15 protein-coding genes are annotated in these 14,360 nt (G+C 58.5%); 1 reads left to right on the forward strand and 14 read right to left on the reverse strand.

Annotation, left to right across the window (positions count from 1 at the left end; translation table 11 throughout):
* Position 1: 1 nt before the first annotated feature.
* From C8J33_RS23505 to C8J33_RS23565, 14 genes are all read right to left on the reverse strand, one after another.
* The gene (locus tag C8J33_RS23505) at positions 2–1,111 is read right to left on the reverse strand and encodes a Gfo/Idh/MocA family protein (protein ID WP_132665543.1); all 1,110 of its coding nucleotides are present in this window, start codon (positions 1,109–1,111) and stop codon (positions 2–4) included.
* A gap of 103 nt (positions 1,112–1,214) precedes the next feature.
* A complete protein-coding gene (locus C8J33_RS23510) occupies positions 1,215–2,396 on the reverse strand; it encodes a xylose operon transcription regulator XylR (RefSeq protein WP_110731202.1) in 1,182 nt (393 codons plus the stop codon).
* Positions 2,397–2,495: 99 nt separating this feature from the next.
* Complete coding sequence (locus C8J33_RS23515; RefSeq protein ID WP_110731193.1) at positions 2,496–3,347, reverse strand: sugar phosphate isomerase/epimerase family protein; 852 nt, start codon at positions 3,345–3,347, stop codon at positions 2,496–2,498.
* Positions 3,348–3,492: 145 nt separating this feature from the next.
* Positions 3,493–3,672 carry a hypothetical protein gene (locus C8J33_RS23520; RefSeq protein ID WP_110802896.1) on the reverse strand — a complete coding sequence of 60 codons (180 nt, stop codon included), beginning with the start codon at positions 3,670–3,672 and terminating at the stop codon, positions 3,493–3,495.
* A 158-nt stretch (positions 3,673–3,830) separates the two neighbouring features.
* Positions 3,831–4,244, reverse strand: a complete 414-nt coding sequence (locus C8J33_RS23525; protein WP_132665544.1) for a hypothetical protein — start codon at positions 4,242–4,244, stop codon at positions 3,831–3,833.
* Between the two features lie 161 nt (positions 4,245–4,405).
* Positions 4,406–5,275 (reverse strand): DMT family transporter, encoded by an 870-nt coding sequence (locus C8J33_RS23530; protein ID WP_110731190.1) that lies wholly within the window; start codon positions 5,273–5,275, stop codon positions 4,406–4,408.
* Positions 5,275–6,303: an ABC transporter ATP-binding protein gene (locus C8J33_RS23535; RefSeq protein WP_422038982.1), complete on the reverse strand. Its 1,029-nt coding sequence runs from the start codon at positions 6,301–6,303 to the stop codon at positions 5,275–5,277. Before C8J33_RS23535 ends, C8J33_RS23530 begins: the two co-directional genes overlap by 1 nt.
* A complete protein-coding gene (locus C8J33_RS23540) occupies positions 6,303–7,295 on the reverse strand; it encodes an ABC transporter ATP-binding protein (RefSeq protein ID WP_110731188.1) in 993 nt (330 codons plus the stop codon). Before C8J33_RS23540 ends, C8J33_RS23535 begins: the two co-directional genes overlap by 1 nt.
* 9 nt (positions 7,296–7,304) lie before the next feature.
* The gene (locus tag C8J33_RS23545; protein ID WP_110731201.1) at positions 7,305–8,150 is read right to left on the reverse strand and encodes an ABC transporter permease; all 846 of its coding nucleotides are present in this window, start codon (positions 8,148–8,150) and stop codon (positions 7,305–7,307) included.
* A gap of 71 nt (positions 8,151–8,221) precedes the next feature.
* Complete coding sequence (locus C8J33_RS27365) at positions 8,222–9,235, reverse strand: ABC transporter permease (RefSeq protein ID WP_207904058.1); 1,014 nt, start codon at positions 9,233–9,235, stop codon at positions 8,222–8,224.
* A gap of 3 nt (positions 9,236–9,238) precedes the next feature.
* Positions 9,239–10,837: an ABC transporter substrate-binding protein gene (locus tag C8J33_RS27370; RefSeq protein WP_422038979.1), complete on the reverse strand. Its 1,599-nt coding sequence runs from the start codon at positions 10,835–10,837 to the stop codon at positions 9,239–9,241.
* Between the two features lie 78 nt (positions 10,838–10,915).
* Positions 10,916–12,199, reverse strand: a complete 1,284-nt coding sequence (locus C8J33_RS23555; protein WP_110731185.1) for an aminotransferase class III-fold pyridoxal phosphate-dependent enzyme — start codon at positions 12,197–12,199, stop codon at positions 10,916–10,918.
* Between the two features lie 401 nt (positions 12,200–12,600).
* Positions 12,601–13,278, reverse strand: coding sequence for a TetR/AcrR family transcriptional regulator (locus C8J33_RS23560; protein WP_110731184.1), 678 nt, complete (start codon positions 13,276–13,278; stop codon positions 12,601–12,603).
* A gap of 162 nt (positions 13,279–13,440) precedes the next feature.
* Positions 13,441–13,971, reverse strand: coding sequence for a DMT family transporter (locus tag C8J33_RS23565; protein ID WP_110802898.1), 531 nt, complete (start codon positions 13,969–13,971; stop codon positions 13,441–13,443).
* Between the two features lie 35 nt (positions 13,972–14,006).
* On the opposite strand from C8J33_RS23565, the gene C8J33_RS23570 reads away from it, so the two are divergent.
* Positions 14,007–14,315 carry a hypothetical protein gene (locus C8J33_RS23570; RefSeq protein WP_165929869.1) on the forward strand — a complete coding sequence of 103 codons (309 nt, stop codon included), beginning with the start codon at positions 14,007–14,009 and terminating at the stop codon, positions 14,313–14,315.
* Positions 14,316–14,360 lie beyond the last annotated feature (45 nt).

A 14,360-nucleotide genomic window follows, 5' to 3' on the forward strand; every position in this document is an offset into this window, starting at 1 on the left:
GTCAGGTGGCCGAGAAGTCAGGCACCTTGACGATCTCGCCACCCTTAAGCGCGGACTGGTGGGCGCAAATCCCCACGGCGGTCCAGTTCGCCGATTGTTCGGCGTTCGGAAACGGTGCCCGGTCCTCGATCAGCGCGCTGACGAATTCATTGACCATATGCGGATGCGAGCCGCCGTGCCCGCCGCCCTGAACGAACGACAGGTGATCCTCGTCGGCGACGCCGCGTGTGAACTTGCGGATCGGCTCCGGTAAAAGATGCGCGAAGTCCGGTACCTCGACGCGTTCGGCAATGTCTGCCTCCAGCCTTGTGGCAGTGTGAAGCACCGGCAGTTCGCCGGACATCAGCTCCCACTCGAACGACTTCTTCGAGCCGTAGACGTCGATGCTCTCGCGATACTGGCGTGCCGTGTCCCAAAGGAAGCGCCAGACATGGGCGGTGACGTCGCTGTCGCGGATCTTGATGTGGCAGGATTCCACGGCGAATGTCGAGCCCGACCGGCGGGCGCATTCGTCGTTGACGGTGCCCGAGCCGAAGCAACTGACCGACTCCGCCATGCCGTCGACCATGGCCATCAGAGGACTGACGACATGGGTCGCATAGTGCATCGGCACCATGTCTTTCCAGTAGTCCGGCCAGCCTTCCATGTCCTGCGGATGCGATGCCTGGAGATACTGGATCTTGCCGAGCTCGCCCTTGTCATAAAGGTCTTTCACGAAGAGATATTCGCGGCTGTAGACGACCGTCTCGGCCATCATGTATTTCAGCCCGGTCTCGCGGACCAGCTCAACGATCTCCTTCGCCTCGTCCAGCGTCGTCGCCATTGGGACGGTGCACATGACATGCTTGCCGGCCTTCAGCGCGGCGATCGTCTGCGGCGCGTGATCGGGGATCGGGCTGTTGATGTGCACGAAATCCACGTTCGGATCATCAAGCATATCCTGAAAATCGGTATATCGCGTATTGATGCCGAACCGGTCACCGACCTCGTCCACCTTGCTTTGGGTCCGCTGGCATATAGCGGCCACCTCCGCATCTGGATGCGCTTGGTAAATCGGAATGAATTCCGAGCCAAATCCAAGCCCAACAATGCCAACGCGCGCCATTTTCATATTTACCTCCCTCGAATACGTGAGAAGTATTGGCCCTTTGAATTGTATTAACCATGAGCATTCACGCGAGAATATTGAGATTTCCCGCATGCCCATCGCGTCTTCAGCCAGAGATCTGGAGAAAGGAACGTCCGCGAACCTGATCCCTGAATTCCCGCGGGGTAAGTCCCGTTTCCTTCTTGAAGAATACACTGAGATACTCTGGATGCTCGATCCCGAGCACCTCGCTGATTTCGGCAAGAGACATGTCCGTCTCCAATAAAAGTTCACGCACCGCGCAGGTCCGCACGCGCAAGATCTCCTGGTGCGGTGTGCGGTGGAGTGCCTCTCTGAACCGCGTCTCAAGGACCCGCCGAGAAAGCGGAACAATTTTCAGCACGTCCTCGACCCTGATGTTCATATGTGCGTTCTGGCGGATGAAGGCGACAGCTTTGGCAACATGAGGATCGCCGACCGTGAGCACGTCGGTCGAAACGCGCTTGCGGACTCCAAGCGGCTCGATCGAGTGCTTATTATCGCCATGGCTCCCGCCATCCATCATGTGATCCAGCATCTCGGCGGCATAGGCACCGGTCCTGAAGGCGTTGGGGATGACGCTAGACATGCTGGGCGTCGCCAGTTCGCAGAGTAGTTCGTCATTGTCCACGCCGATGACTGCGATATCCTGCGGAACCTTGAAGCCGTAGTAACGGCAGATCTCCAGGAGTTGCTGGCCGCAGCCATCGTAGCAGGCGAGGATACCAACCGGTTTCGGTAAGCTCTTCAGCCAGTCGCGGATCGCTTCACGCTGGGCCCACCAGCGCACGCCCGGCTCCGGTCGAACCGGTAGATTGAAGATTCTCGACTGGATCATGTCAGCCCGCCCCAACAGACGCTCGAAGGCCTGCTGCCGCCACAGGGACCAATTGTAGAACGGATCCCCGAAAAAGGCGAAGTTCTGAAAGCCGCAATCGGTGAGATGATCGAGAGCCAGCCGTGCGATCGCCTCGTCATCAGTTTCCACCCACGGGATGCCTTCGATCAGCCGCGCGGCGCTTACATCGACCGTTGGAACGTTCATCGCCTTGATGATCCGTGCCATATGGTCGGTTTCTATTCGTGCGATGACCCCGTCGAACCTCCAGTTCCCTGCGAAGGATACGTCGATTTCATGTCGGCCGTGCTCGGTCAGATAAATGTTCCAGCCTTGCCGCGACCGCGAATAGTCGTGAATTCCGCGCAGGACGCCGCGAGCGTAGCCGTTGGAAGTTTCAACGATGATCGCAACGTTTTTTTCTTCAGTCACCAAGCCCTCCCAGACCTCCGTACCGATGGATGACCGCGCGTCACCCGCCAGACTCCAAACATGGTGTAGCTGCCCAGGCTGTTCACAGCCTATCAGCCATCATGAGCCAAACAAGCTGCGCAGGAATTGCGCGCCCTGCCTCGCAAGCTCGTCCTGTGAAGATGCAAGCGGACGCCAGATAGATGCTGCCTTTGCTATTTCGATCGTGCCGGGAGTGAAGGATTCGATCACCACCGCACCGTCATAACCGATCTCGCGCAACGCATCACGGATGCCTATCCAGTCTATGTGGCCCGTGCCGGGCGTACCGCGATCGTTCTCGCACGCATGAAAATGGCCCAGCATGCCGCTTCCGAGCGTGCGGATCACGTCGGGAATGCTCTTCTCTTCGATATTTGCATGAAACGTATCAAGATGAACCTTGTAGACAGGACTGCCCACCTCCTGCACCAGAGCGACTGCCTGTTGAGCGAGGTTGATCATGTCGGTCTCGAACCGATTGAGGGGTTCGACGCCGATGGTGATTCCAGCATCGCTCGCGACCGGACCGAGCGCACGAAGGTGATCGACGCACCAAGCCCATTCCTGCTTTCTCTTGTTCTCCGACACGAGGCGAGTCTTGCCAACAGCCGAATAGATTGGCCCGGAAAAGAGCCTGCTGCCCGCCTTTGCTGCGAAATCGATACCTTGGCGGATGTAATCGGCGCCGTTCCTGCGCACGGCCTCGTCATCGCTCGAAATATCCCTGCCCGTTCCGAATGCGCCGCAGATAGTCACGCCCAAGCCGTTGTCATCTGCGATCTTTCTAAGGAGACCAGCATCGATAATCGAAGCATCCTCGAGCGCGATCTCGATGACGTCAAAGCCCATCTCCTTCGCCTTGGCGAGAATGTGAAGGTCCGCCGTGGCGAATGGGGACGTCCACACCCATGTGTTTACACCGATCTTCATTGTGTTCTCTCCCATTTTGCCCACCTCACCCACACGGGTTTCCCTGCTGCTGGGTTGCCGGTAATTATCAATGTCAATCCGCTGGACGGCTGCGTAAATGAGTATTCGCGCAAGATTTATGTGAAATGCGGTAGAGTTGCTCAGTTCAATTGCCGCTGACCTTGGCGCCTAAACCAAGCATCGAGACAGCGCAGCCGTCTGGGCCGATCGCTTGACTACCATCGTTTGTTTTCACTTCGTACAGCCGCTCGTCTGCGTCTTCCAGCGCATCCAGGAAAACCAATCCATCCGTTACCTTAGTAGTGCCAGCGATCAATGGACCCATCGCGGCTTCCACACTGCTCTCGACCAAAAACTGTCCTTGGCACGGAGCGCATTGCGCTCAACCTGCCAGCCGGATAACGGCGCAGCCGTAAGGTCCGAGCGTTAGCGTTCTACAGACAGGATCTCCCGTCAGGAGGTCGGTCCCTTCGGGAATGTCTGTCAGTTCTGTTGTTGCATCTCGGCATTCAGCAGGAACAAGAGCTTGCGGCCGTCTGCCTCGCGAAGCGTGACTTCGATGTTTGCCGGCAAGTTCGGCACGAGAGGCTGGATGCCACTTAGCTTGCCGAGAAATATCCGAAAATCGCGGTCAATTGGCAGAGGTACTCCCACGCTACCACTAGAACCTCCAATGGCCGACTTCAAGACGATCGTCACCGAAGCGGCCTCTCCCCAAACAGAGCTAGACTTCTGAGGAAAGTCGGCCCTCACGCTGCGGTGAGCGAATAAACTGATCAACAAGCGCCTCAGTCCACTAACATATTCGATATGCAAGCCGTTGATCTGACGAGCATCAAGCAATGGGCCTGCTGGTAGTCTAACAATAGGCTGAGTGATTGTTGCCTCGCTGGCCAAGCAAGATCATACTCCCGGCGAGCGGGGCCACTCTTAACTCGGCGTTTTTCGCAGTGCCGATTCTGGGCCGTTAAATGTCAAGGCCTTGAAGGAGTCGCAACAGACTTCCGCCGTCCAATTCGCGCGGAATCGCGGTCCGTTGGAACCTTGGCTTCTAAATACTAAGTCACTATGTGTCGCCGGGGCTTTGCCGAAATGACGATCCAGATGCCGGCGATAGCGATGATCGTCCCGGTAACGATGCGGGCGTCGATCTTGTCCCCGGTGAAGGCAACGCCGAGCACCATGGTCATCAATGGCATGGCCAGCGTCAACGGCACGACGAGATTGGCTTCATAGCGCTGCAGTAGGCTGAAATAGGTTGTGTGAGCCCAACCGGTCACGACAATCGCGGAAAAGACGATAGCCGTGGCGATCGTCCATCCGCCGGCAAGCGTCGATGCCATCTGTCCGTGCTCAAGGAAGACGGAGGCGAGAGACAGAGGAAGAAACGACACGAAACCAACCCAAGCCTGAAGGCGCAGCGGCGCGATGGCGTCGATACGCTTCAGGAGAACCGCGCCCGATGCCAGAGAAGTCGTCGAGATCAGAATGGCGAAAAGTCCGGGCGAGAGGCTGAAGCCGCTCGGATCCCAGATGACGACGATCACGCCACAAAGGGCCAAAAGGATGCCGACTGCTCGAAATGAGGATAGTTTCTCGCCGAGAAAACAAACCGACAATATGGTCGTGATCGGGATGCCGAACTGCAGGACGATCGACGCTGCGGACGGCGAGCTCGATGTCAAGCCGAGGAACAGAAAACCGAAATGCCCGGCTCCCATGAATAGGCCCGCAAGCAGGATGCGGCCGATCTGACGCGGTATGGGTAGCAGCAATTTCGACAACAGGACTGCGACCAGCAGAAAGCGGATTGCCGCATAATAGAACGGCGGAACACCCATGCCACTCAGCACGACTTTGCCGACGATGACATTGATTGCCCACACGAGGCAGACGAGCATGAGAAGAATGAAGTCGCGTCGACGCATCAGTGCGATACCGTGCGCGATGGCTGGCCCGCCATTTCGGTATTCTCCGGATAATGGCAGGATGCGAAATGCCCGACGGACATCTGCCGCAGAGCCGGTTCGAGCTTCGCGCAGGTCTCGGTTGCCTTCCAGCACCGGGTGCGGAACCGGCACCCACTTGGCGGATTGAGCGGGCTCGGCACATCTCCCTGCAGCACAATCCGGTCGCGCGATCGCTCTGCGCGTGGATCGGGCAGCGGCACGGCAGAAAGCAGCGCCTTGGTATAGGGATGCCGCGCCCTGGTGTAGAGATCCTCAACGGAGGCGATCTCAACGATGTTTCCAAGATACATGACAGCCACGCGATGCGAGATGTGCTTCACGACAGCAAGATCGTGGGCTATGAAGAGATAGGCGACGTCGAGACGCTTCTGCAGCGATTGCAGAAGGTTGAGAATGCTTGCCTGGATCGAAACGTCGAGTGCCGAGACCGGCTCGTCGAGAACGATGATTTTCGGCTCCAGGGCGACCGCCCGGGCGATGCCCACGCGCTGGCGCTGGCCGCCGGACAACTCGTGTGGATAGCGGTCGGCGAATTCGGGCGATAGTTGCACGAGGCTGATCAACTCGCTGACACGATCCCGGACGGCCGCTGGCGGAAGGCCGGAAAGCCGAAGGGATTCACCAAGGATGCGCTTTACTTTCATGCGTGGATGGAGCGAGGCCATGGGATCCTGAAAGACGATCTGCAGATCGCGGCGCAGATTGCGCAACTCTTCACGCGACGCGCTGGCGATGTCGCGCCCGGCGATCTTGACCTCACCACCCGTCGGTTCGATCAGCCGCATGATACAGCGCCCGAGCGTCGACTTGCCGCAGCCGGATTCGCCGACGAGACCAAGCGTCTCGCCCTTGTTGATCGAGAAGGAAACGCCGGTGACGGCCCGTACGTGCCCGGTCGGCTTGTTGAAGACTAATCCGCTGCCAACGGGAAATTCCTTGAACAGCCCATGCACTTCGAGGATCGGCTCTCGCCCTTTGTCGCTTATCATGGCATCGCCTCGAAGTGGCTGAAAAGGTGACAGGCAGTGCTGACATTGGCGATGGTCGCCAAAGCCGGCTGCGCGGCGCCGCAGAGTGGGATCGCGATGTGGCAACGCGGACGGAAAGCGCATCCCGGCGGCCGGTTGCGCAGCGAAGGCGGCGTACCCTCGATCGGGGTCAGTGGACCATCGGAGCCGCCAAGCTTCGGAAGGGCCGCAAGCAACCCGCGCGTATAGGGATGATGCGAACTGTAAAAGACGTCGTCGACGGCACCGCGCTCGACGATCCGGCCGCTATACATGACAGCGACCTCGTCGGCCGCGCCGGCAACCACGCCGAGATCGTGGGTGATGAACATGAGGCCTATACCGAGATCCTCCCTCAGCCGCTGCAGGACATCGAGGATCTGTGCCTGCACGGTGACGTCGAGCGCTGTCGTCGGCTCGTCGGCGATCAGGAGGTCGGGGCTATTGGCGATCGCCATGGCGATCATCGCGCGCTGGCGCATACCTCCGGAGAATTCATGGGGGAACTGCCGCGCGCGGCGATCCGGCTGGGGGATCGAAACCATTTCCAGCAATTCGACCGCCCGGTCGCGGGCGCCGCCTCTGGACAGCGTGCGATCGTGCAGCCGCAATGCCTCGCAAATCTGTTCGCCGATGGTCAGCACCGGATTGAAGGCGGACAGCGGATCCTGGAAAATCATGCCGATGCGGGCGCCACGCAGCTTGCGCATTTCCTGTGGCGGCAGGCCTATCAATTCATGACCCTTGAACTTGACGCTGCCGGTGATTTCTGCGGATGGCGGCAGTAGTTGCATGACCGCCATCATGGTGACGCTCTTGCCAGACCCGGATTCCCCGACGATGCCGAGCACCTTTCCGGCGTCAAGCGCCAAGTCAATGCCGCAGATGGCTTCGGCAGGGCCGGCGGGCCCGTTGAAGGTCACGCGCAAGTCCCTGATCTCGAGGAGCGGTGCATCTTCATGAACGTTCATCGCGGGCTCCTATTCAGACTTCGGATCGAGAAGGTCACGTAGGCCATCGCCAACAAAGCTGAACGCGAGCACGACGGAAAGGATCGCAACGCCGGGACCGAAGGCGATCCACCAGCTATAGAAGCGCGATGACCCCTCCGAGATCATCGCCCCCCATTCGGGCGTTGGCGGCGTGGCGCCAAGACCGATGAAGCTGAGTGACGACGCAAGTAAAACTACCTGGCCGAAATCCATCGTCGCATTGATCAACACCGGCGTCCAACAGAGCGGCAGAATGTGAACACAGAGTACGCGCACCCTCCCCGCGCCGCCGGCGATGGCGGCCTCGACATGTTCCCTCTCCTTGACCTCCAGCACCTGCGCGCGCATCAGCCGTGCATAGATCGGCCACCAGACGATGACCATTGCCAGCGCCGCATTGAACAGGCCCGGGCCGAGCGTAGCGGCAATGGTCATGGCCAGAAGGATCGGCGGAAAGGACAGCGTCACATCAACGAGACGCATGATGAGGCCATCGATGACACCGCCGATGTAACCGCCGATCGCGCCCAGCGTCGCCCCGATCGCGACAGCGGCACCGACGACGAAGAGTGCAACCGGGATGGAATAGGTCGCGCCGAACAGCGTGCGGGAAAGCACGTCGCGGCCGAGCGCGTCCGTACCCAGCCAATGCGCGATGGTCGGCTCCTGCAGCCGCTTGCCGGCGATCTTGATCGGATCCGGCAGCCCCCAATGGCTGACGGTGAGCGCAGCGAAGATCCAGAACAGGATCACCGCGCCGCCGATCAGGACCGGAAGAGGAAGGCGCCCGATGGCACAAAGTTGAACGCCGAGCAGGGAAAGAGGACTGGCCATGGGCACCGGGTCCCGCCTGGCGGATTGGCAAACGGCTTCAGAGTCGCTGAGCATTTTCATCACCTTTCCACTCATTGCAGCTTCACCTTCGGGTTGACGAGGGCATAGGCGATGTCGGTGAGCAGATTCGCCGACAGGAAGGCCAGTGACCCGACGAGCGTCACGCCGACGATACCCGGGAAATCGAGCGACCTCGCCGAGCTGACGGCATAGGAGCCGATGCCCGGCCAGGAAAACACCGTCTCCGTTAACACTGCGCCTGTGATCAGATAGGCAAAGGAAAAGCCTATGATGGTGAGCGCCGGTATCAGCGCGTTGCGCAGGGCATGGCGGATCAGCACCCGCAATTCGCCGGCGCCCTTGGCGCGTGCCGTGCGGATGTAATCCTGGCCGAGCACGTCGAGCAGGCTGGAGCGCACCAGCCGCGCAATCACGCCGACGACGGACCAGGCAAGGACGACCGCCGGCAGGATGAGATGGTGCAGGCTTTCAAGGAAAAGCTGCCCGTTGCCCGCAAGCAGCGAGTCGATCGTATAGAAACCCGTGATGCCCGACGGTGGTGTGCTGCGCGCATCGAGCCGCCCGGGACCGGGCAGCCAGCCGAGCTTGACGGAAAACACGTAGAGCAGAATGAGTCCTGACCAGAAGACAGGCAGGGAGGAGCCAAGCAGCGCGATCACCCGCGAGATATGATCGGCAGGGCGATTTCGGTAATGGGCGGACAGAACGCCGATGGCAATGCCGAATAAGGTGCCAATAATCATCGCAGCAATCACCAGTTCTAGCGTCGCCGGCAGGCGATCGCCAATATCCTCGGCGACATTACGATGGGTGGTGAAGGAAACTCCGAGATCGCCGTGAACGAGATTGCCGACATAGACCAAGTAGCGCTCGGGCAAGGACTTGTCCAAACCCCACTTCGTCTTTGCGGCCGCAACAATTGGCGGATCGTTCATCTGCCGTTCGGGAACGATGGCCGAAAGCGGGTCGCCCTTGGTGAATTGCGACATGAAGAAAGCCACGGTCGCCACGCCCAGCAACAACAGGGGCGTGGCAATGATACGGCGAAGGATGAAGCGAAGCATCGCCTACTTCCTGCTCAGTTCCGAGATCGGCAGATTGCAGCAGGCGCTATAACGAACACCCTGGATATCGCTGCGATAGGCGAGCACGAGATTCGGGCTGACCATCGGAATGATGATCTTGTCCTTGGTGATTTCCTTGGCAAGTTCGTGGAACAGGCCAATCTGATCTGTTTGGGATGCCGCGAGCGCCTTTTCGAGCAGTGAGGTCTCCTTCGGATTGATGATCGAGGGCTGAGCCGCAGCACCGGCGCGCTTGGACCAAGAGGTGCCCGGCATCATGGCGAAATAGCTCGCATATTGGCCGGTGCCGTAATAATCGGGCGCATAATAGACTGCGGTCATCGGAATGCCGTCACCGTTCAGTTGGTCGCGCCAGACGGGATAGGTGACCGGCTTCAGATCGAGCGAGATATTGACCGCAGCCAGATCCTGCTGGACCTTCTGCATCATCAGGTTGATGTCGACTCCATAGACGTTGTCGTTCGGATAGACGGCTTCCATCTTGAAACCATCGGCAAGGCCCGCCTTCGCCAGCAGCGCTTTGGCCTTGTCGAGATCCATCTTCGGCTCAGCCAGGCCATCGGTGCCGGGGAACCCGTTGGGGATCGGCGACGGCTGCTTCTTGCCCTCGCCGCCAACCGTGAAGTCGATCATGCCGTCATAATCGATCGCCAGCGAGATTGCCTCTCGCACATCAAATGTCAGCGGCACAGCGTTGGATTTCGCGCCGGCGCCGAGGCCGATATAGAGATAGTTGTAGGACGGGACGCTCTTGACGGTAATCTCGGGCGAGTTCATCGACTTCGCCGTATCGAAATCGACCTGCATGGCGATATCGGCATCGCCTGACTCCAGCATCTGCGACTGGGCGACAGAATCCTTGGCCTGACGCATCACCACCTGCGTAAATGCCGGCTTGCCGTCCCAGTAGGCGTCGTTGCGGGCCATGCGCACTTCGTCCTCCGGTTTATAGGAGGTCAGCACAAAGGGACCGCTACCCGCCGAATTGGCGAGGAACCAGTTTTCCGACTTGTCGGATTTATCTGCGCCGGCGTCCGCCGTCGCTCCGGCGGCGATTGCGACATCGCTGTTGATGATGCCGGTATAAGTGCCCGTCAGCTTGTTTAGGAATTCCGAGTTGGGCGCCGTGAGCTTGACATCGATGGTCGCCGCATCGGGCGTCGTGATCGCATCGATCCCATCCATGAAGAAGGAGGGGTTGCCCTTGAGATTCTTCAGCCGCTCCCAGGTCCATTTCACGTCCTTCGACTCCACCGGCGATCCGTCCGCAAACTTTGCCGCGGGATTGAGGTGGAAGATGAACTCAGTCTGGTTGGCATTGACCTCCCATTTCGTCGCCAGCTTGGGCACGATCGACTTATTGTCCGGACCAAGGCCAACGACGGTGTCGTAAAGCGCGCTGAGCACGATCTGGCAGGTGTCGCAGAAGGCGCGGGCCGGATCGAGCGCGTTGACATCCATCGACCGGGCGATGACGAGCGTAGTGGCATCTGCTGCAGCTGCCGGCGCGTGAGCGGTCGTCAGCATCTGAGCCGCCGTCAGAGCGGCTGCCACACCTCCTGCCGCGCGTGAAGAAAGCATCCTGGATAACGATAGAGTTGTCATACACTTCCCCTCGGCTTCTGCGAGCCTGATTTTGTGAATTCCCGGTCTCGTTTTTCATGCTGCCTTGTTTGCGAGCCGTGCCAGAACGGCGGTCTTTGTTTGCGGTCGCAATGTCGGCAGGCATTTCTTCAGTTCGCCGAATGCCTCGTCGGTGGCGGCAAGCGTCTTTTCGACGTCCGCCGTCGTCAGCGCCGAATTGACGAACATGTTGTGATAGGGATGCAGATAGACGCCGCGGCGCACGGCCGCTGCCGTCCAAAAATAGCCCTTGCGCATATCGGGATCCTCGTCGAAGAGGATCTGCGGCATCTGCGCCGGGCCGGTCTGGCGCAGGACGAAACCATGCGACAGCGCCTGGCTGGCGAGCCCATCGCGCAGCAACTGCGCATTGAAGACAATCCGCTCTAGATAATTGGTGTTCTTGATCTCGTCGAGCGTCGCGATCGCCGCTGCCATTGGCACGGCGGAAAACCAGAACGAGCCGGTGACGAAGATCCTACCGGCAGCGGCCCTCGCCTTTTCCGAGCCGAGCAGAGCCGAGATCGGGTGGCCGTTCGCGATCACTTTGCCCCAGGCGCTGAGATCCGGATCTACCCCGACAAGCGACCAGCCGCAATCGCGCGCTAGACGGAAACCGGCTCGGACTTCATCAACAATCAGCAGGGCGTCGGCCTCATCGCAGAGCTTACGCACGCCTTTGGCATATTCCGCCGAGGGCAGTTCCTGGTCCTCGAACACCTCATGACGAAAAGGCGTGGCAAAAACGCCCGCGACATCGCCATCAGCGCTCAGTATCGCAGCTTTCAGGCTGTCGAGGTCGTTGTAGTCGAAATGGATGACATGGGCCCGATCTTCCGGAAGGATGCCGGATAGGTTCGGCGTGTTCCAAGGCGCTGCGCCATGATAGGCGCCGCGGGCAACGAGGATTTTACGACGACCGCGATAGGCGCGGGCAACGACCATCGCCATGGAGGTCGCATCGCTGCCATTCTTGCAGAACATCGACCAAGCGGCATGATTGATCATTGACACGAAGGTCTCAGCGAGCACTACCATGGTTTCGGAAGGCCCGGTCATCGTGTCGCCAAGAGCGGCCTGCGTGTTGGCAGCCGCGTCCACCGCCTTGTTGCGGTATCCGAGCAGATTGGGACCGTAAGCACACATGTAATCGATATATTCGTTGCCGTCGGCATCCCAGAGGCGGGTGCCTTCGGCACGCGAGAAGAACTGCGGATAGTCCTCGGGCAGCAGGGCCACCGATTCATGACCATACATGCCGTTCGGGATGACCGCCCGTGCGCGATCCTGAAGTTCTTTATTCCGTGAGTTTCCGGCCATGATCCTGATCTTCCTTTTTCAAGTCGGCAGGCGAAACTGTCTCGTCCCGACGCCGCGAAGCTGTCGGATTGCCACGCCATCGAGAGCGGCTTGCCATCGAATGACTTGATGCTATTCATATAAAATTCGATTATCAAGCGGTATTTGCTGATTGAATAACCAAAAATTCTTATTGCCTAAAAATGGGACAGAAAGCATAGATGGTCGGCAAAAATCGTGCTTTCTTGCATATATACGCACCAGTACGAGAATTTAGGCTGTATGATATTGCCAAGATAGGGAATAGCGGCGATTGGATAGTGACATAAAATTCGACTAAATCCCCTGATCGCAGCAAGACTCCAGAACTAGATTACCTCTGTCTTGACGAATTCGCCGGCCAAAGCGAGCGGACAGACAGCTTAAAAACGATTGTTATCTCGGGCAAAAGCGCCAGGTCGGAATTCTATGAACTCGGGAAGAAAACTGCGGAGATAGGTCACCGAAGCCCGCGTCGATTCTTCGACATACTCATCGGTGATGCGCCCGTATACGCTGTAGGACAGCGCCCATATGCCATCCATCAGTGCGATCGAGATGGCGATCCGCTTTTCGAGATCCTTGATCTTAGGCATTTCGAAATAGTGATCGAGGAATTTTACACGGCCTCGCGCCAGATCGGCGTTTCCATTAAGGTCGGTGTTGCGTACGTCGACGCTCACCCCTGCCCCCATGAACAATCGCAATGCCGCCGGATGGGCATTCAGATAATTCGCGCCGATCCTTTGACGAGACGCCACCACCTCCTGCCACCCCGAAATTGGAGGCTGCAGCGGCTCCTGAGCCATCGTGCGCAAGGCGTTGTGAAACCGCTCGGCAAGCGCAACGAAGGCCGCATTCCGGTTCGGAAAGAAATGATAGACCGATGCCAGCGGCACACCCGCCTTTTCAGCGATCTGCGCGAGGCTAACGTCATCGTTGGTGCGATCTGCAATCAAAGCTTCGGTCGCATCGAGGAGAACCTCGAAACGCTCAACGCCGCGCTTGCGCATTGGCACGCGATGCACGGCACCCTCGTTGTCGGACCGGAAATTGCTCAAATGGCCATCGCCTCGATTTTCACCAATCGTGCTTGCACCGAACCGTGAGCATCGGCAAGACAAAACAAGGGGGTTAGGCCGTTTTTTGACAGAGAAATCTGTTCATTCAGTGCATCATCTCGGACAAAGATCGCGGGAGTTATATGTTAAGTGAGCAACTAGCTAGCCGCGATCAAATACCCTCACCAACCTTTGCTGCCGCTTCGATTTCGCCAGAATATCAAAGATGACCGCTGCCAGAACCAGACTGCCTCCAACCCAAGTGGCCCAGGCAGGAAGTTCCCCGAAGGCCAGCCATACCCAGACCGGCGCTAGCGGGTTTTCCATGCTGCCGATCAGAGCTGAACGCGTCGCATAGATCAGCCGGGTTCCGACCGTCATCGATAGCAGGCCGAGACCGAACTGAACGGTTCCGAACAGCAAGAGGTCCAACATGACCGGGGCCGTCACCTGCATGGGCTGAGCGAATGGGAGCACCACAAGCGCGCAGAGAAAGGCCGAGAGACACGCGGCCGGGAGCATGGAACATGCCTGTTCTTGCGGATGATGACCATCATTGGCGCATAGGATAGCGGCATCGTCGCTGCGAATGCGTAGCCTGCGAAATAACTGCCCGTAGCTTGCGGGTTGACGATAATCATAACGCCGACAAGTGCCATGAAACGGTGAGAAGATGTTTTCCGTCAACAACATAAATGCAGTTACACGGTTCAGCGCGGAATGGAAAAATGGTCAGCTCTCAGTGGAAATCAGCAGATAGGGGACTGGCAAAATCGCGGGTCGGGCTCGTGTTGGTGACGCCCAACTTTCTGAAACGAATTCACGGCCACAGCATCGCCGATGAGGAGCCCTCAGTGTTGCTCCATGGAGGCAAGCTAGTTCCTATCATTCACGGTACCACCTTTGCTGAACTAAATGATGAAAGTCCCATGCTCGCGTCGCGCAACGGACTTAATACGGCAGATGACAGCATGGCCGATGTTGCTACTAGCATTACAGTTGCGATTTTGATTTCAAGTGAGCGCGTCGAGAGTTAGCTTGATGCGCTCGTCTCCAGCATGACCATGCGATGACATAGGCAG

The organism is Rhizobium sp. PP-CC-3G-465, from assembly GCF_004343445.1.
Classification (GTDB): Bacteria; Pseudomonadota; Alphaproteobacteria; order Rhizobiales; family Rhizobiaceae; genus Ferranicluibacter; species Ferranicluibacter rubi.